Origin of the sequence: Pseudomonas sp. FSL R10-0056, from assembly GCF_009600105.1 — a bacterium.
Taxonomy (GTDB): Bacteria; Pseudomonadota; Gammaproteobacteria; order Pseudomonadales; family Pseudomonadaceae; genus Aquipseudomonas; species Aquipseudomonas bubulae.
The window spans coordinates 1-26528 of the sequence record NZ_WIWL01000212.1 but is presented as its reverse complement, the minus strand read 5'-3'; the positions used below and the strand labels follow the sequence as shown (position 1 = coordinate 26528).

Annotated in this window: 21 protein-coding genes; 14 read left to right on the top strand and 7 right to left on the bottom strand. The window is 58.7% G+C overall.

Features of this window, described 5'->3' with window-relative positions; genetic code table 11:
- The 4 genes from GHO42_RS20505 to rfaD all read left to right on the top strand — a co-directional run.
- Positions 1-739: FecR family protein (locus GHO42_RS20505; RefSeq protein ID WP_153384177.1), on the top strand; the 739-nt coding region annotated here is incomplete at its 5' end.
- Positions 740-874: 135 nt separating this feature from the next.
- On the top strand, positions 875-3319 hold the full coding sequence (locus GHO42_RS20500) for a TonB-dependent receptor (RefSeq protein WP_153328291.1): 2445 nt from the start codon (positions 875-877) through the stop codon (positions 3317-3319).
- 67 nt (positions 3320-3386) lie between these two features.
- A complete protein-coding gene (locus tag GHO42_RS20495; RefSeq protein WP_153328293.1) occupies positions 3387-4163 on the top strand; it encodes a class I SAM-dependent methyltransferase in 777 nt (258 codons plus the stop codon).
- Positions 4164-4233: 70 nt separating this feature from the next.
- Positions 4234-5223 (top strand): ADP-glyceromanno-heptose 6-epimerase, encoded by a 990-nt coding sequence (rfaD, locus tag GHO42_RS20490; RefSeq protein ID WP_153328294.1) that lies wholly within the window; start codon positions 4234-4236, stop codon positions 5221-5223.
- A gap of 64 nt (positions 5224-5287) precedes the next feature.
- Here rfaD and tal read toward each other — a convergent pair whose 3' ends face one another.
- From tal to ccoN, 3 genes are all read right to left on the bottom strand, one after another.
- Positions 5288-6211, bottom strand: coding sequence for a transaldolase (tal, locus tag GHO42_RS20485; protein WP_095002385.1), 924 nt, complete (start codon positions 6209-6211; stop codon positions 5288-5290).
- Positions 6212-6366: 155 nt separating this feature from the next.
- The gene (locus GHO42_RS20480; RefSeq protein WP_153328296.1) at positions 6367-6597 is read right to left on the bottom strand and encodes a hypothetical protein; all 231 of its coding nucleotides are present in this window, start codon (positions 6595-6597) and stop codon (positions 6367-6369) included.
- A gap of 58 nt (positions 6598-6655) precedes the next feature.
- Positions 6656-8083, bottom strand: a complete 1428-nt coding sequence (gene ccoN, locus GHO42_RS20475) for a cytochrome-c oxidase, cbb3-type subunit I (protein WP_153328298.1) — start codon at positions 8081-8083, stop codon at positions 6656-6658.
- Between the two features lie 337 nt (positions 8084-8420).
- Here ccoN and GHO42_RS20470 point away from each other — a divergent pair, with 337 nt between their 5' ends.
- Positions 8421-9089, top strand: a complete 669-nt coding sequence (locus tag GHO42_RS20470) for a DUF3313 domain-containing protein (protein WP_153328300.1) — start codon at positions 8421-8423, stop codon at positions 9087-9089.
- A 57-nt stretch (positions 9090-9146) separates the two neighbouring features.
- On the opposite strand, the gene GHO42_RS20465 is transcribed toward GHO42_RS20470, so the two are convergent.
- Positions 9147-9938, bottom strand: coding sequence for a hypothetical protein (locus tag GHO42_RS20465; RefSeq protein WP_153328302.1), 792 nt, complete (start codon positions 9936-9938; stop codon positions 9147-9149).
- Between the two features lie 255 nt (positions 9939-10193).
- On the opposite strand from GHO42_RS20465, the gene tpx reads away from it, so the two are divergent.
- From tpx to GHO42_RS20440, 5 genes are all read left to right on the top strand, one after another.
- Positions 10194-10694, top strand: coding sequence for a thiol peroxidase (tpx, locus tag GHO42_RS20460; RefSeq protein ID WP_095002391.1), 501 nt, complete (start codon positions 10194-10196; stop codon positions 10692-10694).
- 275 nt (positions 10695-10969) lie between these two features.
- A complete protein-coding gene (locus GHO42_RS20455) occupies positions 10970-12277 on the top strand; it encodes an MdtA/MuxA family multidrug efflux RND transporter periplasmic adaptor subunit (RefSeq protein WP_150628092.1) in 1308 nt (435 codons plus the stop codon).
- Positions 12274-15375 carry an MdtB/MuxB family multidrug efflux RND transporter permease subunit gene (locus GHO42_RS20450; protein WP_153328304.1) on the top strand — a complete coding sequence of 1034 codons (3102 nt, stop codon included), beginning with the start codon at positions 12274-12276 and terminating at the stop codon, positions 15373-15375. The genes GHO42_RS20455 and GHO42_RS20450 overlap by 4 nt, the downstream gene beginning before the upstream one ends.
- Positions 15372-18479 carry an efflux RND transporter permease subunit gene (locus GHO42_RS20445; protein WP_153328307.1) on the top strand — a complete coding sequence of 1036 codons (3108 nt, stop codon included), beginning with the start codon at positions 15372-15374 and terminating at the stop codon, positions 18477-18479. Before GHO42_RS20450 ends, GHO42_RS20445 begins: the two co-directional genes overlap by 4 nt.
- On the top strand, positions 18476-19909 hold the full coding sequence (locus GHO42_RS20440) for an efflux transporter outer membrane subunit (RefSeq protein WP_095021211.1): 1434 nt from the start codon (positions 18476-18478) through the stop codon (positions 19907-19909). The genes GHO42_RS20445 and GHO42_RS20440 overlap by 4 nt, the downstream gene beginning before the upstream one ends.
- Before the next feature lie 142 nt (positions 19910-20051).
- Here the strand turns inward: GHO42_RS20440 and GHO42_RS20435 are convergent, their stop codons facing one another.
- Both GHO42_RS20435 and GHO42_RS20430 read right to left on the bottom strand, forming a co-directional pair.
- Positions 20052-21128, bottom strand: coding sequence for a GGDEF domain-containing protein (locus GHO42_RS20435; protein WP_095002396.1), 1077 nt, complete (start codon positions 21126-21128; stop codon positions 20052-20054).
- A 142-nt stretch (positions 21129-21270) separates the two neighbouring features.
- Complete coding sequence (locus GHO42_RS20430; RefSeq protein WP_095002397.1) at positions 21271-21987, bottom strand: HPP family protein; 717 nt, start codon at positions 21985-21987, stop codon at positions 21271-21273.
- 711 nt (positions 21988-22698) lie between these two features.
- Between GHO42_RS20430 and GHO42_RS20425 the strand changes: the two genes are divergently transcribed.
- The 3 genes from GHO42_RS20425 to GHO42_RS20415 all read left to right on the top strand — a co-directional run bounded on the left by GHO42_RS20425 (position 22699) and on the right by GHO42_RS20415 (position 24984).
- Positions 22699-23103 (top strand): TraR/DksA family transcriptional regulator, encoded by a 405-nt coding sequence (locus GHO42_RS20425; protein WP_016780464.1) that lies wholly within the window; start codon positions 22699-22701, stop codon positions 23101-23103.
- A 196-nt stretch (positions 23104-23299) separates the two neighbouring features.
- Complete coding sequence (locus GHO42_RS20420; protein WP_153328309.1) at positions 23300-24634, top strand: phospholipase effector Tle1 domain-containing protein; 1335 nt, start codon at positions 23300-23302, stop codon at positions 24632-24634.
- 131 nt (positions 24635-24765) lie between these two features.
- Positions 24766-24984 (top strand): hypothetical protein, encoded by a 219-nt coding sequence (locus GHO42_RS20415; protein WP_095002399.1) that lies wholly within the window; start codon positions 24766-24768, stop codon positions 24982-24984.
- 9 nt (positions 24985-24993) lie between these two features.
- Here the strand turns inward: GHO42_RS20415 and GHO42_RS20410 are convergent, their stop codons facing one another.
- A complete protein-coding gene (locus tag GHO42_RS20410; protein WP_095002400.1) occupies positions 24994-25227 on the bottom strand; it encodes a hypothetical protein in 234 nt (77 codons plus the stop codon).
- A 373-nt stretch (positions 25228-25600) separates the two neighbouring features.
- On the opposite strand from GHO42_RS20410, the gene GHO42_RS20405 reads away from it, so the two are divergent.
- Positions 25601-26071: a hypothetical protein gene (locus GHO42_RS20405; RefSeq protein ID WP_095002401.1), complete on the top strand. Its 471-nt coding sequence runs from the start codon at positions 25601-25603 to the stop codon at positions 26069-26071.
- The last annotated feature ends 457 nt before the right edge of the window (positions 26072-26528 follow it).

The following is a 26528-nucleotide window of genomic DNA, read 5'->3' as shown; positions in this document are numbered from 1 at the left end:
CCTGCGCTCACGGCGTCAGGCCCTCAAAGTGCTCGGCCTGGGCATCCTCGGCGCAGGCGCGGGCGGTCTGGTACTGCAACAGCAGCCCTGGCGGAGCGTGGGTGCCGACTATGCGACCGGCGTGGGAGAGCGGCATTCGTTCAATCTGCTCGATGGCACGCGTTTGCAGCTCAATACCGACAGTGCTGCTGATGTGCTGTTCACTGCGCAACAGCGCCTGATTGTGTTGCGCGAAGGCGAGATTTTTATCCGTACGGGTCAGGATCCGGGATCTGCGAGCGGGCGCAGGCCATTCTGGGTGCATACCCGTGAAGCGCGCCTGCAGGCTATTGGCACCGCATTCGATGTACGCCAGGAGTCAGGGCGTACTCGCTTGATGGTCGAGGAGGGCGTAGTGGCGATTCACTTGCCCGATACCCGGCCAGTGCTGGTACAGGCGGGCAGCGAGTACCTGATCGATCCACGTTCTGCGCAGTTGCAGCCTGCGCCCGTGTTTAGTGCCAATGGCTGGGTCAGCGGTGTGCTGGTGGCCAGGCAGATGCGCTTGCAGGATCTCGTGCAAGAACTGGCGCGCTATCGCCACGGCTGGTTGCAGTGTGATCCGGCGGTGGCTGAATTGCGGGTTTCCGGAGTGTTTCAACTCCAGCGCATTGACCATGCGCTGGAGGGTTTGAGCCAGTCGCTGGCGGTGCGTATTGAGCGCCGGACACGGTTCTGGACACGGATTGTGGCGGCTTAGTAGTGTGGGAGCGAGCCTGCTCGCGAAGGCCATTCGCGAGCAGGCTCGCTCCCACAGCGCACATTTCTTTGCGGGTTTTCGGCTGGCCTTCGACAGATAGGCATAAGACTTATCCATTGCAGGAGCCCCGCGCCAATGTCCCGTGTTTTTCGCAACCCTTCATTGCCTCCCCGCAACCGCCTGGCCATGGCCTTGCATATCGTTTTGCTGGGCACCGTGGCGCAGCCGCTATCGCTGGTCAGTGCTGCGCCCTTGAGTGTTCAGCGCAGTTTCGACGTGCCCGCTAGCACGCTTGAAGATTCACTGAACCGCTTCGCCCAGCAGGCCAATATCTCCCTGCCTTATGACCCGGCGCTGGTGCAAGACAAGCAGGCGTCAGCCCTCAAGGGCCGCTTTGATGTGCCCCAGGGCTTGCAGCAACTGCTCAAGGGCAGCGGTTTGACGGCCACCGAAGGCGCCAGCGGAGTCTGGACCCTGTACCCACTGACTTCCGCCAATGTGGACGGCCAGTTGCAATTGCAAGCCACCAGCGTCACGGGTCTGGCGTTGGGCAGCACCACTGAGGGCAGTCACTCCTACACCACGGGTGAAACCAGTACGGCGACCAAGTTGCCGCTTTCGCTACGTGAAACGCCGCAATCGGTGACGGTCATTACCCGTCAACAAATGACTGACCAAGGTTTGGGCAGTATCGCTCAGGTATTGGCGCAAACCCCCGGCATCACCGTGGTGCATGACGACAGCGAGCGCTACAACTTTTACTCTCGCGGTTTCACCCTCGATAACTTTCAGTACGACGGTGTGCCGATCTCGGATTTCACCACCAATACCAATGGCCTGGGCATGCGTGACATGGCCATTTACGATCGCGTAGAGGTGGTGCGCGGTGCCACCGGCTTGATGAGCGGTGTGGGTAGCCCGTCGGGGGCCGTGAACCTGGTGCGCAAGCGCCCGACCAAGGCGTTACAGGGCTATGTATCAGGCAGCGGCGGCTCATGGGACCGCTATCGCAGCGAGCTGGATTTGTCCGGGCCGCTGACGGAAAACGGTGCACTGCGCGGACGTGTCGTCGCCGCCCACGAAGATGGCCGTTCCTTTATCGATCGCTATTCCTCGACCAAGGACGTGTTCTATGGCATCGGCGAAGCGGATTTGACCGACGACACCACTCTGTACGCCGGTATCGACTATCAGCGGATCAATTCCAACGGTTCGAGCTTTGGCCAATTGCCGCTGTATTACAGCGATGGCAGCCGCACCCATTTCAAGCGCTCGATGAATCCCGCCGCCAAGTGGGCTTATGCCGACAGTGAAAGCACCAAGTATTTCGCCGGTGTTGAACAGCGTTTTGCCAACGACTGGCTGCTCAAGGTCGAGGCCAGCCACTGGAAGGGCAACACCGAGCAGTTGCAGGGCAACCTGGTGGGCTGGGGGCCTTTTCCGGACAAGGCCACCGGCCAGGCGCAGTTCATGAGCGGGAGCAAAACCTTCGAAATCAATACCGATACACTGGACGCCTATGCGACCGGGCCGTTTGAGCTGTTGGGGCGTACCCATGATCTGGTGGTGGGGATGAACGTCAGTGACCGGCGCACGGACTACCTGGCAATGAATGCCGATGACCTGACCGTCAACTACGAAAACTGGAACAATGACGCGCCGCGTCCTACTGATCTGAGCCAGGGGTTGAAGCAAAAGTACAAAACCAAAGAGTCGGCAGCCTACGCAGCATTGCGCCTCAAACCTGTGGACGACCTGTCGATCATCCTGGGAACCAGGGTAGTGGACTACGATCGCAAAGGCACAATGACCTATAACGCGGCGCAAACTGTGCCAACCACGGATAACAGCAAAAAAACCGGGAAGATGATTCCTTATGCCGGGATCGTCTACGACTTGAACGAAAACCACTCGGTCTATGCCAGCTACACGGATATCTTCACGCCGCAAAGCTACTTCGACCGTGACGACAAGGTTCTGCCGCCGATGACTGGCCAAAGCTATGAAGCGGGTCTGAAGTCCGAGTATTTCGGCGGGGCGCTGAACACCAGTTTTGCCCTGTTCATGATCAAACAGGACAACTACGCCGAATACGATGGTGTGCGGGATGATGGCCAGGATGCCTACAAGGCAATCAGCGGTACCAAGACCAAGGGCTTCGAGGCTGAAATATCCGGCGAAATCATGACCGGCTGGCAATTGCTGGCGGGTTACACCTACGCCCAGCCACGGGACAAGGACGGCAAGCGAATCAACAGCAACCACCCTGAGCAATTGTTCAAACTGGCCACCAGCTATCAACTGACCGGCGACCTCAAACACCTTAACGTGGGCGGCAACCTGACCTGGCAGGGCTCGACCTACAGCGAGCTGGATTCAACGATCAAGACCGAAGCCAAGGAAGGCAGCTTTGCCGTGGTCGGCCTGATGGCCCGCTATGACATCACCAAGAACCTCAGTGCGTCGGCCAATTTAAACAACGTTTTCGATCGTGAATACCTCAGCGGTTATGGTTTGTACTCGACTTATTACTACGGTGACCCGCGCAACCTGATGCTGGGCATGAAGTATCGTTTCTGACGAGGTTTTCATCTCGCGTGTGCCCTGGGTCGACTATGGTTAAAAACCACGAAATCGGAGGCCGGCAATGAGCGATTCCACCATCCACCATGCAGCAGCAGATGGTTACAAGCAGGCCGCCGACACCTATGTGCGCGGGCGCCCGGATTACCCGGCGGGTGTGACCGCATGGTTGTCCGAAACCCTTGGCCTGGGACCCGGGCAAACCGTGCTTGAAGTTGGAGCCGGTACCGGCAAGTTCACTACGCGCCTGTTACAGACGGGCGCGCGGGTGATTGTGGTCGAGCCGGTGCAGGCCATGCTCGACAAACTCTCCGGCAGCTATCCGCAAGTCGAAACCCATCAAGGCACTGCCCAGGCCATTCCTCTGGCCGATGCCAGTGTCGATGTGGTGGTGTGCGCGCAGGCTTTTCACTGGTTCGCCACCTCTGCAGCGCTGACCGAGATTCATCGCGTGCTCAAGCCTGGCGGGCAACTGGGGCTGATCTGGAACCTGCGCGATGCCAGTGTGCCGTGGGTGGCGCAACTGGATGCGCTGGTCAATCAGTGGGAAGGTGATGCGCCGCGCTTCTATACCGGCGCATGGCGTCAGGCATTTCCTCATCCGGGTTTTGGCCCTTTGCGCGAGCAGAAACTGAGCCATTCCCACGACGGACCGGTAGAAGACGTAATCTTCAATCGGGTGCGTTCGACCAGCTTTATCTCGGCTCTGATACCGGCCGAGCGTGATCGGCTGGAACAGCAACTGGCGGCTTTTGTCGCCTCGCATAACGCGTTGAATCACGGTGGCACCGTCAGCGTGCCGTATGTCACGTCGGCATTTGTCACCCGCAAGGACGCTTGACCTGCATCAATGCTGACGTGTCGCACAGGCATAGCCTGAGCTCAACTCATGTTCCAGGAGGTAGCCATAGATGAGCATCATCGTGACCGGAGCTGCCGGGTTTATCGGCAGCAATCTGGTGAAGGCCCTGAACCGACGCGGCGAGCGCGACATCATCGCCGTCGACGACCTGACTGACGGCGACAAGTGCCGCAATCTAGCTGACTGCGATATCGCTGATTACTTCGACAAGCGTGAATTCGTACAGCGCTTTACGACCCATCAACTGGGCGAAGTGCGTGCCGTGCTGCATCAGGGAGCCTGTTCCAGTACGGTAGAAAGTGATGGCCGGTTGATGATGGACAACAACTACCGTTACAGCTGCGACCTGCTGCAAGCCTGTCAGGAACAGTCGGTACCTTTGCTGTATGCCTCTTCGGCGGCGGTCTACGGCGCGAAACGGGAGTTTCGTGAAGCCCGCGAGTACGAGCAGCCTCTGAATGTCTATGCCTACTCCAAATTCCTCTTCGACCAGCGGGTACGCCAGTTGCTGCCCAGGACGCGCAGCCAGATTGTGGGCTTGCGCTACTTCAATGTGTACGGCCCCCGCGAACAGCATAAAGGGCGCATGGCTTCGATGGTCTGGCACTGTTTTAACCAGTATCGCGATCATGGCCATGTCGAGTTGTTTGGCGAGTACGGCGGCTACCCGGCGGGTGGGCATGAGCGCGATTTTGTCTCTGTGGAGGATGTGGTCAAGGTCAATCTGCATTGGCTGGACCATCCGCAAACCAGTGGTGTTTTCAACCTGGGCACTGGGTGCGCGCGGTCATTCAATGACCTGGCACTGGCGACCATCAACAGTGTGCGCGCTGCCGAGGACAGACTGCCCCTGACCCTTGAGACGGCCTTGCTGGACGGAGTGTTGCGGTATTGCGAGTTCCCTGACGGGCTCAAGCACAAGTATCAGGTGTACACCTGCGCAGATCTCGGGCAGTTGCGCGAAGCGGGGTATCGCGAGCCAATGCTGGGGCTGGAGGAGGGCGTGCAGGGCTATTGTGCAGGGCTTCTTGCATCTTAGGTCGTGGGAGCGAGCCTGCTCGCGAAGGGCATTTCGCTAGCAGGCTTGCTCTCACAAGATGAAGTTATTTACCTGACAGCAGTGCTTCCAGCTTTTCCTGGTCACGGGCGAATTGGCGGATGCCTTCGGCCAGTTTTTCGGTGGCCATGGCATCTTCGTTGGAGGCCCAGCGGAATTGTGCTTCGTTCAGGCTCAGGCGTGGTTCGCCTTTATTGCCCGGAGCCAGTTTGCGTTCCAGTTTGCCGTCGTCCAATGCCAGTTTTTCCAACAGGTCGGGGCTGATGGTCAGGCGGTCGCAGCCGGCCAGCTGTTCGATCTGGTTAAGGTTGCGAAAGCTCGCGCCCATCACCACGGTGTTGTAGCCGTTGGCCTTGTAGTAGTTGTAGATGCGGGTCACTGACTGCACGCCCGGATCATCGGAGCCGGTGTAGTCAATGCCGGTGGACTTCTTGTACCAGTCGTAAATCCGACCCACGAACGGCGAGATCAGGAATACCCCGGCATCGGCACAGGCAGCGGCCTGGGCAAACGAGAACAGCAGGGTCAGGTTGGTTTGAATGCCGTCCTTTTCCAGTTTCTCGGCAGCGCGGATGCCTTCCCAGGTCGAGGCCAGCTTGATCAGCACGCGGTCGCGACCTACACCGGCCTTGTCGTAAAGCTCGATCAACTGGTGGGCTTTTTGCAGCAGGGCAGGCTCGTCGAACGACAGGCGGGCGTCGACTTCAGTGGAAATGCGCCCCGGAATCACGTTCAAGATACCGCTACCCACAGACACCGCGAAGTGGTCGCAGGCCTGACCTACATCACCTTTGGCGTGGCTGATGGCGTTTTGCAGCAGTTCTGCGTAGCCGGGCATCGCGGCGGCCTTGAGCAGCAGCGACGGGTTGGTGGTTGCATCCACGGGTTTGAGGCGGGTAATCGCGTCGAGGTCGCCGGTGTCTGCGACCACGGTGGTGAACTGCTTGAGTTGTTCCAGCTTGGAAGTCATGAGCGTCTCTGTCGGAAAGGTATTAATGGCAGTACAGATTGAGTGCGTCTTCGATCATTAGTTCGTTGAACGGTAAGTGGCAGAATGCCGTTGAATACGCCCGCAGTGCAACTAATGGTGCAGATTTAATCTGTCGCAGTGCCATTACCCTGCTTTCACAGGTCGAGCGTGCCCCATCCCGGCTTGCGCAGCTCTGGTTCGGCGGTCTGCACGGCGTTGACGGTTTTGCCGGTGGCCAGCTCGACCCGGCGTGCTACTTCCGGGTCGTCGGCAAAGGGAATCAGGCTGGCGTCGTCGAGGTCGCTTTCGGTCTTGTGTTTCAGGCACCAGCCTACGGCAAAGTAAAGGCTGATAACCGCGGCGCTGTTGAGGGCGATGTCGAGCATGGGCAAGGTTCCTTGCTGGAGGGGTACCGCAGGCCCTGGGGCCTGCGGTGCAGCGTGGTCAGGCGATGTGTGCGGTCAGTTCGGCCTGCTTGAGGTTGCCAGCACGCACCGTGCGCCATACGTTCCAGGTCATCAGCAGCATGCCGCAGAGGAAAAACAGTCCGCCCACCAGGCGAACCACGAAGCCCGGGTGGCTGGCCTGCAACGATTCCACAAACGAATAAGTCAGCGTGCCGTCATCGTTGATAGCTCGCCACATCAGACCCTGGGTGATGCCATTGACCCACATCGAGGCGATGTAGAGCACCGTGCCGATGGTGGCCAGCCAGAAGTGCAGGTTGATCAGGCTGGTGCTGTACATCTGCTCGCGGCCGAAGATTTTCGGGATCATGTGGTACAGCGCGCCAAAGGTGATCATTGCCACCCAGCCCAGGGCACCAGCGTGGACATGACCGATGGTCCAGTCGGTGTAATGGGAGAGGGCGTTGACGGTCTTGATCGCCATCATCGGGCCTTCAAAGGTCGACATGCCGTAGAACGCCAGGGACAGCACCAGAAAACGCAGGATCGGGTCGGTGCGCAATTTATGCCAGGCGCCTGAAAGGGTCATCATGCCGTTGATCATGCCGCCCCAACTGGGTGCCAGCAGGATGATCGACATGGCCATGCCCAGAGACTGCGCCCAGTCGGGCAAGGCGGTGTAGTGCAAGTGGTGCGGACCGGCCCAGATATAGAGGGTGATCAGTGCCCAGAAATGCACAATCGGCAGGCGATAGGAGTAGATCGGCTTGCCGACTTGTTTGGGCACGAAGTAGTACATCATCCCCAGAAAACCGGTGGTCAGGAAGAAACCTACGGCGTTATGCCCGTACCACCACTGCACCATGGCATCGGTAGCGCCGGAGTACACCGGATATGATTTAAACCAGTCCACCGGAATGGCCAGGTGGTTGACCACATGGAGCATGGCGATCACCAGGATAAAAGCGCCGAAAAACCAGTTGCCGACGTAGATGTGCTTGCTTTTGCGGCGTACCACCGTGGTGAAAAACACGATGGCGTAGGCCACCCATACCACCGTGAGCCAGACTGCGCCGGTGAATTCGATTTCCGCGTATTCCTTGGTTGTGGTGTAGCCCAGGGGCAGGGTGACCAGCATGATCACGATCACCGACTGCCAGCCCCAAAAAGTGAAGGCTGCGAGCTTGTCCGAATACAACCGCACCCCGCAGGTGCGTTGTACGGCGTAATAGCTGGCGGCAAATTGCGCGCTGCCGGCAAAGCCGAAAATCACCAGGCTGGTATGCAGCGGGCGCAAGCGGCCGAAGGTGGTCCAGGGCAGGTCGAGGTTCATCTGCGGCCAGGCCAGTTGTGAGGCGATCCACACGCCCATGGCCATGCCGACAACGCCCCATACCACGGTCATGATGGCGAATTGGCGGACGACCTTGTAGTTATAGGCCTGCCCGTTCAGTGCTGTGCTCATGCTCAAGTCTTCCACGGTTCAAAGTCCTGCCAGGCCTCGTGGTCTGGCGCAGGGGGAACTTTAGGAATCAGGGCAAAAACAAAACAGATTCAGAAAACGAGAATTAATGCAGATCACAATTTTGCGCTGGATCAGGCGAATATTTACCCATCTGATCTGGTTTTAGAGTGTTTCTTTACAATCAAATAGAACTGAGCTGTAAAAAGTATGCCGATGTGTATTGAGCATTCGATCACAATCGCCGTCGGATCAATTCGGGTTCTGCGGCGATTGTTTAATGCTTGGCTATACCTATAGGGCGCGTTCCTACGGCTGCGCCCCCTACAGGAGCTACAGAATGAAGCTTGGTCTAATGATCGGTACGTTGTGCATTGCATCAATCGGGATGGTCGGTTGTGCGAGCAAGGTCCAGCAACCTGACGAATATTCCGGATTCTTGAAGGATTACAGCCGCCTCAAAGAGGCCAAGTCGCCCTCTGGTGCTGAGGTGATGCGTTGGGTGGATCCCAAACTGAAGCCAGGACAGTACACCAGCGTGTATATCGAGCCGACCCAGTTATATCCGGCGCCAAAACCGACAGAAAAGATCCCGCAAAGTACCCTCAATGGTATTACCCAGTATTACGACCAGGCGCTTAAGCGCGAGCTGAGCAAATCATTGCCACTGGCAAGTGCCCCGGGGCCGGGCGTGATTGTGGTGCGTGCAGCCATCACTGCGGTGAGCAGCGAGACCGAAAGCCTGGCTCCGTATGAGTACATTCCGGTAGCGCTGGTGGCGGCTGCGGTGAGCACAGCGTCGGGGATCCGCGACCAGGAAACCCAGTTGGCTACCGAGGCGGTGTTTATCGATGGGCAAAGCCAGGATGTGGTGGCCCAGGTGGTGCGCAAAGGCACCGGCAAGCCCCTGGCCAATGCCAGCCAGGCGATGAAGGCCGATGACGTGAAAAACGTGATCGATACCTGGGCTTCGGACTTGCATCAGTCGTACTTGAAGCTTAATAAATAAGCGAAACGTGGGCGAATGCGTACCAACCCTCTCCCTCCGGGAGAGGGGATTGCTTACCTATTTTCCAAAGGTGACGTTGATCCCGGCAAACAGGGTGAACTGGGGCAGGTCGTCGCCCTTGCGTTCCACGGTCCATTGCGGCTCAACGAAGGCATTGAGGATGTTGCTGCCGGCTTTCCAGGCCTTGCCCACGCCCAGCCCGATCGGGATGTAATGGGTGTTGTTTTTCAGGTCGTAAGTCCAGGTGCCGGTGGAGCGCAGGTACCAGCCCTTGGGCAGGTTGTGGATGATAAAGGGCTGAAAGGTGGCGCTCTCGACATGCTGGCGGTCGCTGTCCCCGGCAAACGAGCTTTGATACTGCACCAGTGCGCCCAGCAGGCCCCGTGGCGAAGCATCGATGGCAATGGCCGCCAGGCCGGCTTGCCACTTGCCGGTGCCCAGTTCGTCATGCTCGGCAGTGGGTGCAGTTATCTGCGGGCCAATGCCCAATTGCACGCCTTCGGTTTTGAGCAGGAAAATATCGAACAGGTTGAGGTCGCCGATCCCGCTGCTGTAGCCACCGTGCGGGTCTGGACGGGTGCTGACCGGAAGCGTCACGCGCAACAGTTGCGGTACACCGATAACGTCGTTGGGTGCCACGGGCAGGGCGCCGCGCAGCAGGGCGTCATTGGTGTGGATATTGCTGTCGTACACCTGCGGCGTGTAGTAGTCCTGCAGATTGACCCCCGGGGCCAGATTCAGCGGGTTGTTGCTCTTGTTGGCGGTCTCGGCGTTATCTGCCAATGCATCGGCAGCCGGGTACAGGGCCAGGGTGAGCAACAGACTTGAGGCAAGGCGAGTGATGGGCATGCGAGCCTGTTCCTTGGGCGCTAGCCATGTACGCTAGCAGTTGGCAGGGAACTGGCGCTTATGTCGGGGCTATTTCCGTCTTTTTTGCGCACCCGGGCACAAAAATACAGCTAATAACTGCGGTGCATGGCGCCTTGTAGGAATCGTCTTTTAGTGCCGCAGAGCATAAGATTTTTTGTTCGATCCATAGGTCAGCCCGGCTGATTCATGTTTAACTTCGGCCTCTTCAACAACCTGTCAAAAAGGACATCGTTCATGGCTCAAGTGACGCTTAAAGGCAACCCTGTTCAAGTCAACGGCGAATTGCCTGCAGTAGGTTCCAAGGCACCAGCGTTTTCGCTGGTTGCGGGTGATTTGTCCGATGCAACACTGGCGAGCTTTGCCGGCAAGCGCAAAGTGCTGAACATCTTCCCAAGCGTTGATACGCCAACCTGCGCTACTTCGGTACGCAAATTCAACGCCGAAGCCAACGCTTTGCCGAACACCGTTGTGCTGAACATCTCGGCTGACCTGCCATTCGCCCAGGCCCGCTTTTGCGGCGCTGAAGGCCTGGAAAACGTGCAAAACCTGTCGACCCTGCGCGGCCGCGAGTTTATCGAGAACTACGGCGTGGCAATCGCTGATGGCCCGTTGGCCGGCCTGACTGCCCGTGCGGTGGTGGTGCTGGACGAAAACGACAACGTGCTGCACAGCGAGCTGGTTAAAGAAATCGCTGAAGAGCCAAACTACGAAGCAGCCCTGGCTGTTTTGAAGTAAGTCGTACTGCAAGACCTGAAGCGGCCTGGCACCTAAAGTGCCAGGCCGTTTTTTTTGTACGGCCTGTTGATCGGTGGGAGCGAGCCTGCTCGCGAAATCTTCAAGCACCACCGTCGACTGCCTTCGCGAGCAGGCTCGCTCCCACACAGATTCCACAGATTTCGTCGATCTTCATCTCAATGCCATCTCTATAACGTAAATAGCGGGTAAAGAGCCTTTTCATAACGGCCCGCACTGCTTATCGTTCCACCTCCTGAAAATTATCGCTCGCGCTAATGGTTGATCACTCCATGCAATCCTCTGTTTCCCACAAATCCCGTTTCTGGCTGTTTGGCCTGCTGGTCTTGCTGATAGTCCTTGGCCTGTGCTGGTGGCTATGGCCGTCTGCCGCAAAAAAGGCTGCGACCGATCAGCCCGCCGGGCACACCGGTCGCTCGGGCATGATGCGCCCGGGCTTTGGTGGCTCGACCCAGCCCGTGCCGGTGCGGGTGTCGGAAGTAACGCAGGGCGATTTCCCGATTTACTACAAGGCGCTGGGCACAGTGACCGCATTGAACACCATCAATGTGCGCAGCCGTGTAGCAGGGGAACTGGTCAAGGTCTATTTCAAGGAAGGGCAGATGGTCAAGGCAGGCGAACTGCTGGCTGAGATCGACCCGCGCAGTTATCAAAATGCCCTGCTGCAAGCCGAAGGCACGTTGCTGCAGAACCAGGCCCAGCTGAAAAATGCCCAGGTCGATGTGCAGCGCTACCGCGGGCTGTACGCCGAGGACAGTATCGCCAAACAGACCCTGGACACCGCCGAAGCGCTGGTCAGCCAATATCAGGGCACGGTGAAGACCAATCAGGCGGCGGTCAACGATGCCAGGCTGAACCTGGATTTCACCAAGATCCGCGCACCGATCAGCGGCCGTGTGGGCCTGCGTCAGCTGGACGTCGGTAATCTGGTAGCAGCCAACGACGCCACGGCCTTGGTGGTGATCACCCAGACCGAGCCGATTGTGGTCAGTTTCACCTTGCCCGAGACCAACCTGGCGCTGGTGCTTGAGCGTTATCGCAGCGGCGCGAAAATGCCGGTGCAGGCCTGGAACCGTGGCGATACCAAAGAGCTGGCAGTCGGTGTGTTGAGCAGCATCGACAATCAGATTGATATCACCACCGGTACCCTGAAGTTCAAGGCATTGTTCGAGAACCGCGATCAGGCGCTGTTCCCTAACCAGTTTGTCAATGTACGCCTGTTGGCCGACACCCTTAAAAACGTGGTGCTGGCTCCCACTGCAGCGATTCAGTACGGCACCAACGGCTCGTTCGTGTATGCCATGGACGGTGACAACAAGGTCAAGATTCGCAGTATTAAAGTGGGTGCCACCGATGGCGACGTGACCGTGGTCGAAGAGGGCCTGGCGGCGGGTGATCGTGTAGTGCTTGAGGGCACCGACCGTCTGCGTGATGGTGGCGCGGTGGAAGTGGTCAACGACAGTGCCGAAGTACCGGAAACGGCTGCCGGGCAACTGCTCGATGGCGGTGCCGATACCGATGCCACCCCGGCCGCGCACAACACCAAGTCCAAGGCCCGCGAATGAACCTGTCGCGCCTGTTTATCCTGCGCCCGGTTGCAACCACGCTGTGCATGCTGGCCATCGTGTTGTCCGGGATCATCGCCTATCGCTTGCTGCCGGTATCGGCCTTGCCCCAGGTGGATTACCCGACCATCCGCGTGATGACCCTGTACCCCGGGGCCAGCCCGGATGTGATGACCAGTGCAGTGACGGCACCACTTGAGCGTCAGTTCGGGCAAATGCCGGGGCTTACGCAGATGGCCTCCACCAGTTCCGGTGGTGCTTCGGTACTGACCCTGCGTTTCAATCTCGACATCAATATGGATGTCGCCGAGCAACAGGTGCAGGCTGCGATCAACGCCGCCAGCAACCTGCTGCCCAAGGATTTGCCGGCACCACCGGTGTACAACAAGGTCAACCCGGCGGATACCCCGGTACTGACCCTGGCCATCAGCTCCAAAACCATGCTGTTGCCCAAGCTCAATGACCTGGTCGATACGCGCATGGCGCAAAAAATTGCCCAGATCAGCGGCGTGGGCATGGTCAGCATCGCTGGCGGGCAACGCCAGGCGGTGCGGATCAAGGTCAACCCTGAAGCGCTGGCTGCCAATGGCCTGAACCTGGCCGATGTGCGCACCCTGATCGGTGCGTCCAACGTCAACCAGCCCAAGGGTAACTTCGACGGCCCTACCCGGGTGTCGATGCTGGACGCCAATGACCAGCTGAAAACCCCGCAAGAATACGCCGAACTGATTCTTGCCTATAACAACGGCGCACCGCTGCGACTCAAGGACGTGGCCGAAATTGTCGACGGCGCCGAGAACGAGCGCCTCGCAGCCTGGGCCAACGAAAACCAGGCGGTGCTGCTCAATATCCAGCGCCAGCCCGGTGCCAACGTGATTGAGGTGGTGGACCGGATCAAGGCACTGCTGCCAAGCATTACCGACAACCTGCCCGCCGGCATCGATGTCACGGTGCTGACCGACCGTACACAAACCATTCGCGCCTCGGTGCGCGATGTGCAGCATGAATTGCTGATCGCCATCGCCCTGGTGGTGATGGTGACCTTCCTGTTTCTGCGCAGGGCCAGCGCCACCCTCATTCCGTCGATTGCCGTACCGCTGTCCCTGGTCGGCACCTTTGGCGTGATGTACCTGGCCGGGTTTTCCATCAACAACCTGACGCTGATGGCCCTGACCATCGCCACCGGCTTTGTGGTCGATGATGCCATCGTCATGCTGGAGAACATCTCGCGCTATATCGAGGAAGGTGACAGCCCGATGCAGGCGGCGCTCAAGGGCGCCAAACAGATCGGCTTCACCCTGATCTCGCTGACCCTGTCGCTGATCGCGGTGTTGATCCCGTTGCTGTTTATGGCCGATGTAGTGGGGCGCCTGTTCCGCGAATTTGCCATCACCCTGGCGGTGGCGATCCTGATCTCACTGGTGGTCTCGCTGACCCTGACCCCGATGATGTGCGCGCGCCTGCTCAAGGCCGAACCCAAGCCTGAAGAGCAGGGGCGTTTCTACCGTGCCAGCGGCGCGTTTATCGACTGGATGATCGCCGAGTACGGGCGTATGTTGCAGTGGGTGCTCAAGCACCAGCCGCTGACCCTGCTGGTGGCCATCGGTACACTGGCCTTGACCGTGTTCCTGTATGTGGTGGTGCCCAAGGGCTTTTTCCCGGTGCAGGACACCGGGGTGATCCAGGGCATTTCCGAGGCGCCGCAATCGATTTCGTTCAGTGCCATGAGTCAGCGTCAGCAGGAGCTGGGCAAGATCATTCTGCAAGACCCGGATGTCGAGAGCCTGTCCTCCTATATTGGCGTGGACGGGGATAACCCGACCCTCAACAGCGGTCGCATGCTGATCAACCTCAAGCCCCACAGCGAGCGCAGCGACAGTGCCATCGAGGTGATTGCGCGGCTGCAGCCGCAACTGGACAAGCTGTCGGGCATCCGCCTGTTTATGCAGCCGGTGCAGGACCTGACCATCGAAGACCGCGTCAGCCGTACCCAGTACCAGTTCAGCCTGTCATCCCCGGATGCTGACATGCTCAGCACCTGGACGCAGAAACTGGTCACCGCGTTGTCCAATCAGCCTGAACTGGTCGATGTGGCCAGTGACCTGCAGGACAAGGGTCTGCAGGTATACCTGGTGATCGACCGCGATGCGGCATCACGCCTGGGCGTGTCGGTGGCCAATATTACCGATGCCCTGTATGACGCTTTCGGTCAGCGGCAGATTTCGACCATTTACACCCAGGCCAGTCAGTACCGCGTGGTCTTGCAGGCCAAGGACGGCGAGAAAATAGGCCCGCAGGCGCTGGATCAGATCCACGTCAAGACCACCGATGGTGGCCAGGTGCGGCTGTCGAGCCTGGCCCGGGTCGAGGAGCGTCAGGCACAACTGGCCATTTCCCATATCGGCCAGTTCCCTTCGGTAATGGTCTCGTTCAACCTTGCGCCTGGCGTGGCATTGGGCCAGGCCGTGGAACTGATCGATCAGGTGCAGAAGGACATCGGCATGCCGGTGGGGGTCAAGACCGAATTCCAGGGTGCCGCGCAGGCGTTCCAGGCTTCGTTGTCGAGCACTTTGCTGCTGATTCTGGCGGCGGTGGTGACCATGTATATCGTGCTGGGGGTGCTCTATGAGAGCTACATCCACCCGATCACCATTCTCTCCACCCTGCCATCGGCAGCAGTGGGTGCCTTGCTGGCGCTGATCCTCAGCGGCAATGACCTGGGCATGATTGCGATTATCGGCATTATCCTGCTGATCGGCATCGTCAAGAAAAACGCAATCATGATGATCGACTTCGCCCTCGACGCCGAGCGTAATCAGGGCATGGCACCGGAGCAGGCGATCTATCAGGCGGCACTGTTGCGCTTCCGGCCGATCCTGATGACCACCCTGGCAGCATTGTTTGGTGCCGTACCGCTGATGCTGGCCACCGGTTCCGGGGCAGAATTGCGCCAGCCCCTGGGTCTGGTGATGGTCGGTGGTTTGCTGGTGAGCCAGGTCTTGACTCTGTTTACTACCCCCGTGATCTATCTGTACTTCGATCGCTTGGGGCGTCGCTGGCGTGGTGATGCGGCCCAGGCTGAGCAGGCGTCGGTATGAACCTGTCCGGCCCGTTTATCAAACGCCCGGTAGCCACCATGCTGCTGAGCCTGGCAATCATGTTGCTGGGCGGGGTGAGCTTTGGTTTGCTGCCGGTGTCGCCGTTGCCGCAAATGGATTTCCCGGTGATCGTGGTGTCGGCCAGTTTGCCCGGGGCCAGCCCCGAGGTGATGGCATCTACCGTGGCCACGCCGCTTGAGCGGGCCTTCGGTGCGATTGCCGGGGTCAATACCATGAGCAGCAATTCAAGCCAGGGCTCGACCCGGGTGATTTTGCAGTTCGATCAGGACCGCGACATCAACGGCGCGGCGCGGGAGGTGCAGGCGGCGATCAACGCCTCGCGCAACCTGCTGCCCAGCGGCATGGAAAGCATGCCCACCTACAAGAAGATCAACCCCTCGCAAGCACCGATCATGGTGTTATCGCTGACCTCCGAGGTGTTGTCCAAGGGCCAGCTCTATGACCTGGCCTCGACCATTCTTTCGCAAAGCCTGTCCCAGGTGCCGGGTGTAGGTGAAGTGCAGATTGGCGGCAGCTCGCTGCCCGCCGTGCGCATCGAGCTGGAACCGCAACTGCTCAACCAGTACGGCGTCTCGCTGGATGACGTGCGCAACACCATTGCCAATGCCAACGTGCGCCGGCCCAAGGGCGCAGTGTCCGATGGCGAGCGCAACTGGCAGATCCAGGCCAACGACCAGCTGGAAAAGGCCAAGGACTACGAACCGCTGATCATCCGTTACCAGGATGGCGCGGCGCTGCGCCTGAGCCATGTGGCCAAGGTCAAGGACAGTGTTGAAGACCGTTACAACAGCGGTTTTTTCAATAACGATGCGGCGGTGCTGCTGGTGGTCAACCGCCAGGCCGGGGCCAATATCATCGAGACCGTGAACGCGATCAAGGCCCAGTTGCCGGCCTTGCAGGCGGTGCTGCCGGCAAGCGTGCAGCTGAACCTGGCCATGGACCGTTCACCGGTGATCAAGGCTACGCTGCACGAGGCCGAAATGACCCTGCTGATCGCCGTGGCGCTGGTGATTCTGGTGGTGTTCCTGTTCCTCGGCAATTTCCGCGCTTCGCTGATTCCGACGCTGGCGGTGCCGGTGTCGTTGGTGGGCACTTTTGCCATCATGTACCTCTACGGCTTCTCGCTGAACAACCTGTCGCTGATGGCGCTGATTTTGGCCACCGGGCTGGTGGTGGACGACGCTATCGTGGTGCTGGAGAACATCTCGCGGCATATCGACGCCGGTGTGGCGCCCATGAAAGCGGCCATGCTGGGGGCCAAGGAAGTCGGTTTTACCCTGCTCTCGATGAACGTGTCACTGGTGGCAGTGTTCCTCTCGATCCTGTTTATGGGCGGGATTGTCGAGAGCTTGTTCCGCGAGTTTTCCATCACCCTGGCCGCTTCGATCGTGGTGTCGCTGGTGGTGTCCCTGACCCTCACGCCCATGCTTTGCGCACGCTGGCTAAAACCCCATGTGCCGGGCACGGAAAACGCCATGCAGCGCTGGAGCATCCGCCTTAACCAGCGCATGGTCAGCGGCTATGCACGCAGCCTGGACTGGGTGCTGCGGCACAAGCGCCTGACATTGCTCAGCCTGCTGGTGACCATTGGGGTCAACGTGGCGCTGTATGTGGTGGTGCCGAAAACCTTTATGCCGCAACAGGACACCGGGCAACTGATCGGTTTTGTGCGTGGCGACGACGGCCTGTCGTTCAGCGTGATGCAGCCGAAAATGGAAATCTTCCGCAAGGCTGTGCTGGCAGACCCGGCAGTAGAAAGCGTTGCCGGTTTTATTGGCGGCAATGGCGGCACCAACAACGCCTTTATGATCGTGCGTCTCAAGCCGATCTCGGAGCGCAAGGTGTCGGCGCAAAAGGTCATCGAACGGCTGCGCGAGAGCATGCCCAAAGTGCCCGGCGGCCGCCTGATGCTGATGGCTGACCAGGACCTGCAGTTTGGCGGTGGGCGTGACCAGACCAGTTCGCAGTACTCCTACATCCTGCAAAGCGGCGATCTGGGCGAGTTGCGCACCTGGTATCCAAAAGTGGTGGCCGCGTTCAAGGCATTGCCTGAGCTGACCGCTATCGATGCCCGTGAAGGCCGCGGTGCCCAGCAGGTGACCCTGGTGGTTGATCGCGACCAGGCCAAGCGCCTGGGGGTGGATATGGACATGGTCACTGCCGTGCTCAATAACGCCTACAGCCAGCGGCAGATTTCCACTATCTACGACAGCCTGAACCAGTATCAGGTGGTGATGGAGGTCAACCCCAAGTACGCCCAGGACCCCGAAACCCTGAATCAGGTGCAGGTGATAACCGCCGATGGCCAGCGTATTCCGCTGTCGGCCATTGCCCACTATGAGAACAGCCTGCAGAACGACCGGGTATCCCACGAGGGCCAGTTCGCCTCGGAGAGCATTGCGTTCGACCTGGCCCCCGGTGTCACCCTGGAGCAGGGTACGGCAGCCATTGAACGGGCGGTGGCCAAGCTCGGTCTGCCGGAAGAAGTGATCGTGAAAATGGCCGGTACGGGCGATGCTTTTGCCGCCACGCAAAAAAGCCAGCCGTTCATGATTCTTGGCGCCTTGGTAGCGGTGTACCTGGTGCTGGGGATTCTCTATGAGAGTTACATCCACCCGCTGACCATTCTGTCGACCTTGCCGTCTGCCGGTGTTGGTGCGTTGTTGAGCATTTACCTCACGGGCGGGGAGTTCAGCCTGATTTCACTGCTGGGGCTGTTCCTGTTGATTGGTGTGGTAAAGAAAAACGCGATTTTGATGATCGATCTTGCCCTGCAACTGGAACGTCATTCGGGCCTCGACCCGCAAGCGTCGATCCGCAGTGCCTGCCTGCAACGTTTAAGGCCGATCCTGATGACCACCCTGGCGGCCATTCTCGGTGCCTTGCCACTGATGCTGAGCAGCGCCGAAGGCGCGGAAATGCGCCAGCCCCTGGGCCTGACCATTATCGGCGGGCTGATCTTCAGCCAGATTCTGACCCTTTACACCACGCCTGTGGTTTACCTCTATCTCGACCGCCTGCGCCATCGCTTCAACAAATGGCGCGGCGTGCGCACTGATGCTGCTCTGGAAACTCCGCTATGACCTCTCGTTCGTTTTTCCTTGCCCCGGCGTTGTCCGTTGCGCTGCTTAGCGGCTGTGCCATCGGCCCGGACTACCAGCGCCCGCAAACGGCGGCGCCCCTTGAGTACAAGCAGGCAGCCGGCTGGACCCAGGCCAATCCGAGCGACTCACTGGCCCGAGGTGCCTGGTGGGAGCTGTATGGCGACCCGCAGCTCAATGCGCTGGTCGACAAACTCAACAGTGCCAACCAGAGCGTTGCGCAGTCTGAAGCCCAGTTCCGTCAGGCCCAGGCCTTGGTGCGCAGTGCGCGCGGGGCGTTCCTGCCCAGCGCCGACCTTAGCGTGGGCAAGACCCGTTCCAGCCAGGGCACCGGCAGCTCAAACTCCAGCCTGACCAGCTCCAGCAGCGGCATACGGGACACCTTGAATGCCCAGGTCGGGGTGAGCTGGGAGGCCGACGTTTGGGGCAAGTTGCGCCGTGGTCTGGAAGCCAACGAGGCGAGTGCCGAGGCCAGCCTGGCCGACCTCGCGGCGATGCGCCTGAGCCAGCAGTCGGAGCTGGTGCAGAACTACCTGCAATTGCGGGTGATCGATGAGCAGAAGCGTTTGCTCGAAGCCACGGTCGAGGCCTATCAACGTTCACTGAAAATGAGCGAAAACCAGTACCGTGCGGGAATTTCCGGCAAGGATGCGGTGGCTCAGGCGCAAACCCAGTTGCGCAATACCCAGGCCAGCCTGATCGACCTGATCTGGCAGCGGGCGCAATTTGAAAACGCAATAGCGGTGCTCACCGGTCAAGCACCAGCAGGGTTCAACCTGGCGGAAATTAAAAACGTACCCAAGTTGCCGCAGATCCCGGTCAGCCTGCCGTCGCAACTGCTGGAGCGGCGTCCTGACATCGCTTCGGCGGAGCGCTCGGTGATTGCTGCCAACGCCAACATTGGCGTAGCCAAGGCGGCTTACTACCCCGATTTCAGTTTGAGCCTGTCGGGTGGCTACAGCAGCAGTCAGTATCAGGACTGGATCAGCGTGCCCAACCGCTTCTGGTCGGTGGGGCCGAAAATCTCCCTGCCGTTGTTCGATGGTGGCCAGCGCTCGGCAGAAGTCGATCGCAATGAAGCCGTGTATGACCAGACGGTGGCCAAGTATCGCCAGACCGTGCTCGACGGTCTGCGGGAAGTGGAAAACTACATGGTGCAGTTGAAGGTCCTGGGCGATGAGTCGGTGGTACAGGAGCAGGCACTGGAGTCGGCCCGCGAGTCGTTGCGCCTGACCAGTAACCAGTACAAGGCGGGCTTGATTGCTTACCTGGACGTGGTTTCGGTGCAAACAACAGCCCTGAGCACCGAGCGCAGCGTACTTAACTTGCTGCAGAGCCGTCTGATTGCCAGTGTGCAACTGATTGCGGCGCTGGGTGGCGGCTGGGATGGCAATACCGAGTTGAGCGACTGACGCAGACCCCTCACCCCAGCTTGATCCGCTTTTGCTCTTGGTTCCCTCTCCCTCTGGGAGAGGGCCAGGGTGAGGGGCTTTTGATCCGGCTCAATACGGCCAGCTCGCCGAATTACGCTATATCCCCCGATCTGCCAGCCGCTCACGAATAAAACGTAAACCTGTCCTTGCCGTCATGCTTGGAGCCGTACAGCGCCTTGTCGGCCTTGGCCAGCGCCTGGTTGAGGGTGTCTTCCTCTTCGACCCGGGCCAGGCCGATACTGATGGTCACTGGGTGTGCGTCGGGATCTTCACGCACCCGGCGACACAGGCTCTGCGCCAGTACTTCGACGTCTTCGCGGCGCACGCCGGGCAGGTACACGGCAAACTCCTCACCACCCAGCCGTGCGTACGCAAAATCAGCCATCACTGCCTTGATGCTGGCGGCCGTACGCTTGAGCACCTCATCGCCAATATCATGGCCGTACTGGTCGTTGACCTTCTTGAAATTGTCGATATCGATCATCGCCAGATAGTGGTCGTGCTCCCTGGGGCGGGTCAGCAGTACATGCCCGGCCTGAAGCATGAAAGAGCGCCGGTTGGGGATCTCGGTCAGGGCATCGATGTAGGCCTGGGCCACCAGTAACTTGGACATGGTGTAATTGTGCAGCTTGATCCGGCGCAGCTTGAAAAAACTGTAGGTGGTCAGGCTGCACAAAAAGGTGAAGTAGCAGAGGATCAGCAAGCCGCGCAGATCCATGACCGAGACATCGGCCATCAGGAAAGGGTTGAGGGTGACACAGCTGATGGCGGCAACGGCGAGAAACGCCCAGCGGCTGAGCGGCAGCACCGACGCGCTATAAAGAATGCTTGAGGTGGCGAGTGCCAGCCAGATCGGCTGGGTCTCGGCTGGCAGGCCGAAAATGATCAGGCGCAAACCGAGTGTGATGATGGCTACGAAAACCGTATTGAGTACATCGAAGTGCCGGTAATTGCCGACAAAGCCCAGAATAATGGTCAACCCCACCATGACGCTGATAAACAGCAGGGACAGGCCGGTAAACCCCTGGCCGCCCTTGGTGCTGACAATCAGGTTGAACAGTAACCAGATAGCAATGCTGGTGATATAGGTCAGGCTGCAAAAATTGCGCAGCTTTTCGAAATCATGTTGGGCAAATTCAGCTTGCAAGGCGGGCGGGGCGGCCTGTTTCGAGATCTCATTTTCAATGGTTTTGAGCATTGCGAGCCTTGATCACTGTCGGATGGCGGAATCCGGGTGATCAGGCACTCAAGCATGTCTGCCGCCCAGGTTACCTCGTTAACCCTAGCAGGAGTTGGGCGCTTATCGATACAGGGCAAGCAGGGCAGGCAGCGCCCCAGGCTCAACCGTTCTGGCTGAACACTTCACCGATACTGCGCCGGCGCGCATGCAGCTCGCTGGCTCGAATCAACTCTTCGAGATCTTCGGGGGTAACGTCGATAAATGCGTCCATTTGCTGCAACGCATGGTGCAAATCTTCAGCACTGATGCCCGGGTTGATCGGTGCCTGATCGGTGCTGGCCGCAGGGCTCGGCTCGGACGGTTTTTTCGGGTAACGCACGCGGGTCAGGTTGTTATAGGCCAGCGCCGCGAGCAGCATGCACACTGCGCCGAGCATCACCGGTGCAAGCATGCCCCAGCCAAGACTGGCACTGTCCGGGTCGGCCAGTACCACCAGCAGCGCCAGTGCACCTGCAGGCGGGTGCAGGCAGCGCAGCAGGCACATGCTGATCATTGCCAGACCTACGGCCAGGCACGCGCTGTCGAGGCTGCGGCCAAGAAAATGCACCACCCCCAGCGACACGACCGTGGCGCACAGATAGCCGCCGACAATCGACCAGGGTTGCGCCAGTGCACCCGAGGACACGGCAAACAGCAAAATGGCCGAAGCGCCCAACGGGCCGATCAGGTGCATGGCCACGGGCAGGCCATAGAACAGGCTGCAGAACCACACACTGAATAGTGTGCCAAGGGACACGCCAATGGCGGCACGGCTCCATTCGGTGGGGCGGGTGTTCGTAGCCGCAGGCAATAGGCGGCTGATCCAGCGGGTTTGCATGGTCAGGTAAATCCGGTTTTGTGAAGCAGGAAGGTAAAAAAAGGGCCTGGCGGGTTAACCGGCAAGCCCTTGAAAATGTTCCTTCATCTGGGGGAGGAACGCGAGCAGTCTGCCCAGCCGTTAACCAATACGCAAATGCATAATAATGATGGTTAAGTGCATTTAAATTGATGTTTGGTGGGGTGGAGCATTACCTGGGCATGGCTGCCCGGTTTCCCGGGCGAGCCAGCCATGAAAAGTTGGCCCAATACGCGCTCATGCACCCCATTGCTTACTAAACGTCGCTCGATCTGGTTGCACACGGCAGGGCTGTATTGGCCAGTGGTTCTTTTATTACGAGCAGGGCATTTCGCGGTTTTATCGGCGTGCCCGGTTCGGGTGCGCGGGTCTCGCCCTTAACAATATAGAGATGACCCACCAGCTGTGGGTCATCGCATCTGGTAGGGGATTTTCAGCCTGCGCATTGAATTTCTTGCTATAAACGCACTCCATTAGCCCCGCTGAGCACGTTTTTCGTCACTTTCCAGGTTTTGCTGGACAAATAGGTGTGTTTTCAGTTGCTGAGTCGATAACTCGGCCTTAGACTGCCGCCCCTCGTAAATTGAGTGCCGGGTGGCGCTTGAAATAGATGGCACCTAACTGGTTGGGATGAAGATCGGTCAGAACGCTCCCTAATTCGCCTTAATGCACGTATTTTTTATAGAGAAATCAATGACAAAGGATAAGTTGCTGGCCATGCCGGCGGATGACTACATGAATGCCGAGCAACATGCTTTTTTCAGCGAGTTGCTGCAAAACATGAAGGTCGAAACCCACGAGCGTATCGAGCAGAACCGCATCGCGATCGAGAGCCTGGACACTCCGGCTGACCCGGCCGACGCTGCTTCGGTTGAAGAAGAGCGCACCTGGCTGGTGAACGCCATCGACCGTGATCAGCGCATGCTGCCCCAGCTCGAACAGGCGCTGGAACGTATCAAGGATGACAGCTTCGGCTGGTGTGATGACAGTGGCGATGCAATTGGCCTCAAGCGCCTGCTGATCAGCCCTACCACCAAGTACTGCATCGAAGCTCAAGAGCGTCACGAGCAAATCGACAAGCATCAGCGTCAAGCCTGAAGGCTTGACCTTGCCGGAGCCGTGTCCTGCGGTTCCGGTAGCTTGGGCTGCGCAGCCGTCCGCGCTGTCGCCCTGGCCTCTGTTGTAATTCCCCGTAAAAATTTAAACCTGACGTTGAGCTGAGTGTTTTGGTCATGCCCCTTTATATTTGGCACGGCGTTTCCACGCGAAGCTGAAAAGAACGAGGGCCAGTGTCATGAGTCACTCAAGCAATACGGGGTATGTATTGCGTGTCGGTATTTTTTTTGATGGCACGGCCAATAACCAGTTCAATATCCTCTCGGGCCGCGAGCGCCAGGCCCGGGGCCTCAAGGTCGAACCCGGCAGCAGTTATGCCGGTGAACCCACCAATATCGCCCGCCTGCACCGGCACTACCCTGTACAAACGACGTTCAAGGATGCACAGGCGCTGACTTCGCTCTACGTCGGCGGTATTGGCACAACCACAGGGGCAGTTGATACCTCCTTCCCGGGCCTGACCTATGGCCGTGGGCGCACCGGGGTGCTGGGCAAGGCCGATGAGGCCCTGGAGCAACTGAGCCAATGTCTGGCGCAATTTCTACGGCTGGCTCCCGCCAATGCCCTGAGCCGTCTGCAACTTGACCTTTTTGGCTTCAGCCGCGGCGCTGCCGCAGCCCGCCACTTTGCCAACCTGGTGCATGCCACGGCCTTCACGCAGCAGTTTGCGCTGGCTTCTGACTTCAAGTGCAGCATCGAGTTTATCGGGCTCTTCGATACTGTTGCAGCCATGGGCGGGCTGGAGGACCTGGGTGATGTAGGCGATGACATCAACCCGGGGCTCAATCTGTATCTGGGGCCAGACTGCGCGCAACAGGTGGTGCAACTGTGCGCGCGGGATGAATGCCGACGCAATTTTTCCCTGACCCGCATTGCCCCGCAATGGCCGCTGGATATATCCCTGCCCGGAGTCCATGCCGATCTTGGCGGCGGTTATCCGGTCGAGATGCAAGAGCAGGTGCAGTTGACGCGCTGGCAGAGCAATCTGGTCAGCCCGTCCACACCCATCAGGCTGACCAGTGCCTGGAAGCTGGCCCAGGCGCAGTTGCTGGACTGGCAAGCCAGGGATTTGATTGATCCGCTCGCTGAGCAGGACTTCGTGCAAGTGCGCACCGAAGAGCAGAAGGCTGGCAGCCGCCAGGACCCGATGAAGCGCGTCCAGGCCGCCGTCTTTATGCAGCGCCGGGTGCTGGGTCATCTTTGCCGTGTGTATCTGCGCATCATGCATTCGCTGGCATGCAAACAGGGTGTGCCCTTTGCCGCCTTGAACAGTGCCCAGGATGCCTTGCCTGATGAATTGTTGCCCATCGCTGCAAGGCTCGAAGCGCAGGTACTGAAAAGTACAATCAAGCTCACCCCTGCCCAGGAGCGCTTGTTGCGTCAGCGCTACGTTCATCAATCGGCCAATTTCAATGCCAATGTGGGCCAGGGGCTAGGGGTACTCGACAAGGCGTTTTTCAATATTGCTCAGGAGGGCGGGCGCAATGTTTTCGAGCAAAAACCGCCGGTTTGAGCCCGCATGCAGGGGATATTGTTACCGCTGATGCAATGCAGCTATGCAGGGCATAGCTTTTTCCAGCGACCTTAACTCTTTAAGATGGCCGATATCGTTAGGTGACTAACTAAATAGTTGGAGTATCCACCATGTCCAATCGGGTAGATGTTGCCGTGATGATCGGCTCGGGTGTCCCCAAGGGGTTGCGGGCCACGGGGCAGAAGGCCTGCTGGGTTGTGCTGGTCAACGGCGAGCAACGCGGGACGGCGTTCTCCAGCCGCATGGAAGCTGAAGAGTGTCGCGCTGCCTGGCTGGCGCAGCTGAGCGCTAGCGCGTGCGCAATGCAGGCTCGGGCTCAGCGTGCTTGACGGGTTACGTCAAGATGCGTTCAGGGCGCCTGCGTCCACTGCGAGCTTCAATTCCTGCGCCGAACCCCTGGCGGCAATTTCAGCCTGCTCGGCGGTCTTGAACCAGCGGTCTTTCTCGACCTGATGGTAAGTCACGGTTTTCAACGGTGGCTTGGCGCGCATCACGATCACGGCCTGAAACTCACCATCGACTTCTTTGGACTCGCCGCGGATAAAAAATTCGCCAATATCAAATTCCGTCACGTGTCGCTTTCCCTTCGAGGTAATGAAGCCGGACAACCCGGCGGCATGGGCCAGGCTGATTTTTCGGCCAGTATGGCAGTTGTTGACAGCCAGCGGCGCAGTTAACGACGAAAGCCCTGTAGAACCGGGCCTCAATCAAGAAAAATTTACGGATTCCCTGACTGAGAAGTGGATGTGTATACCCAACTTCGGGCATGAGCCGGTAGAATGGTGGTCCTGTCGTATTTTTAGTCTTGATGTCACATGCCACTCCTTGCCCCATCAGCCAGGAGATTTTGCTGTACCCGGTTTTTTAATAAGTGGGCTGAGGCCTTTTTTCTGCTGCCTGTTATTTGTTCTGGTAGCGCCACTTCACGTTTTCGAGGGTTTTTCGTTGGCAGTCAGCAATCTGGAAATGCATGCGTTGTTTGTTCTGGGTGATTTGCGGGCACGTTTGGTCAAACTGTTCCAGTCCCGCTTTGTGTACGTTACCGAGCAGAACGCTGAAGGTATTTACATCGCTGAAATCGATACTGAATCAGCGCTGGTGGTAGATGACAAGCCGGGTCTGGGGCTCAAGGTCGGTGATCATTTTCGCGCAGCAGTCTTGCCCAGCCGCGAAGGTGGCAAGTTCGAAATCAAATTTCGCGATATCAAAATGACGATCTACGGCATCGGTGACTACGCCTATGTCAGCTCGCCTCTGGGCGAAGGTATCGTGTTCAAGGAAGGTCAGACCGTGATGCTGATCTTCGCAGCCCAGGAGCAGCTCAAGGAAGGCCTGAGCAAGACCCTCAAGGCAGTGACCGCCAAAGCGGCCAAATGGCCCAAGGGCGAGCTGGCGTTCAAGGCCAGCAAAGAGTGACCGAAACCTGAGCAAAACACCTGTAGCAGTTGACGAGTAGAACGAGGCTACGTCCGGCGGCGAAGCCGTCGTAAACCCGGTGAGCCGGGTTTGACTGGCAGACCGCAGTGCCTGTTTTGGGGCTGCTGCGCAGCCCAACGCAGCCTCGTTCCTACGCCAGCGGCTACAGAATCACTGCAACTGTGGGAGCGAGCCTGCAACAGAGTCTCTCCAGAGACTGCCAGCTCACGTTTTTCGGGATTTTTCGTACAGGTTTTTCAATTGCTGCGTGACGGTTGAGGCCTGCTTGATCTTGTTTGTTTAACTGATACGTTGAGTACATATCCGGCATTTGTGTCTAACTGAGACTATGGTTTCGACCTTACGTCGAGTCCCTTTTGGAAGGACCTGTACGGACCGGACACATGGTTGACGGGTGTGCGGGGACATGGTGGACACTTTTCGGCGAGCCAACTTC

Coding starts and splice junctions, on each gene's coding strand:
- GHO42_RS20465 (WP_153328302.1), bottom strand. CDS start 9,938: ATGCCCATCACTCGCCTTGCCTCAAGTCTGTTGCTCACCCTGGCCCTG.
- rfaD (WP_153328294.1), top strand. CDS start 4,234: ATGAGCATCATCGTGACCGGAGCTGCCGGGTTTATCGGCAGCAATCTG.
- GHO42_RS20435 (WP_095002396.1), bottom strand. CDS start 21,128: ATGCTCAAAACCATTGAAAATGAGATCTCGAAACAGGCCGCCCCGCCC.
- GHO42_RS20415 (WP_095002399.1), top strand. CDS start 24,766: ATGTCCAATCGGGTAGATGTTGCCGTGATGATCGGCTCGGGTGTCCCC.
- GHO42_RS20440 (WP_095021211.1), top strand. CDS start 18,476: ATGACCTCTCGTTCGTTTTTCCTTGCCCCGGCGTTGTCCGTTGCGCTG.
- GHO42_RS20495 (WP_153328293.1), top strand. CDS start 3,387: ATGAGCGATTCCACCATCCACCATGCAGCAGCAGATGGTTACAAGCAG.
- GHO42_RS20470 (WP_153328300.1), top strand. CDS start 8,421: ATGAAGCTTGGTCTAATGATCGGTACGTTGTGCATTGCATCAATCGGG.
- GHO42_RS20420 (WP_153328309.1), top strand. CDS start 23,300: ATGAGTCACTCAAGCAATACGGGGTATGTATTGCGTGTCGGTATTTTT.
- GHO42_RS20445 (WP_153328307.1), top strand. CDS start 15,372: ATGAACCTGTCCGGCCCGTTTATCAAACGCCCGGTAGCCACCATGCTG.
- GHO42_RS20500 (WP_153328291.1), top strand. CDS start 875: ATGTCCCGTGTTTTTCGCAACCCTTCATTGCCTCCCCGCAACCGCCTG.
- GHO42_RS20455 (WP_150628092.1), top strand. CDS start 10,970: ATGGTTGATCACTCCATGCAATCCTCTGTTTCCCACAAATCCCGTTTC.
- GHO42_RS20425 (WP_016780464.1), top strand. CDS start 22,699: ATGACAAAGGATAAGTTGCTGGCCATGCCGGCGGATGACTACATGAAT.
- GHO42_RS20480 (WP_153328296.1), bottom strand. CDS start 6,597: ATGCTCGACATCGCCCTCAACAGCGCCGCGGTTATCAGCCTTTACTTT.
- GHO42_RS20450 (WP_153328304.1), top strand. CDS start 12,274: ATGAACCTGTCGCGCCTGTTTATCCTGCGCCCGGTTGCAACCACGCTG.
- tal (WP_095002385.1), bottom strand. CDS start 6,211: ATGACTTCCAAGCTGGAACAACTCAAGCAGTTCACCACCGTGGTCGCA.
- ccoN (WP_153328298.1), bottom strand. CDS start 8,083: ATGAGCACAGCACTGAACGGGCAGGCCTATAACTACAAGGTCGTCCGC.
- GHO42_RS20430 (WP_095002397.1), bottom strand. CDS start 21,987: ATGCAAACCCGCTGGATCAGCCGCCTATTGCCTGCGGCTACGAACACC.
- tpx (WP_095002391.1), top strand. CDS start 10,194: ATGGCTCAAGTGACGCTTAAAGGCAACCCTGTTCAAGTCAACGGCGAA.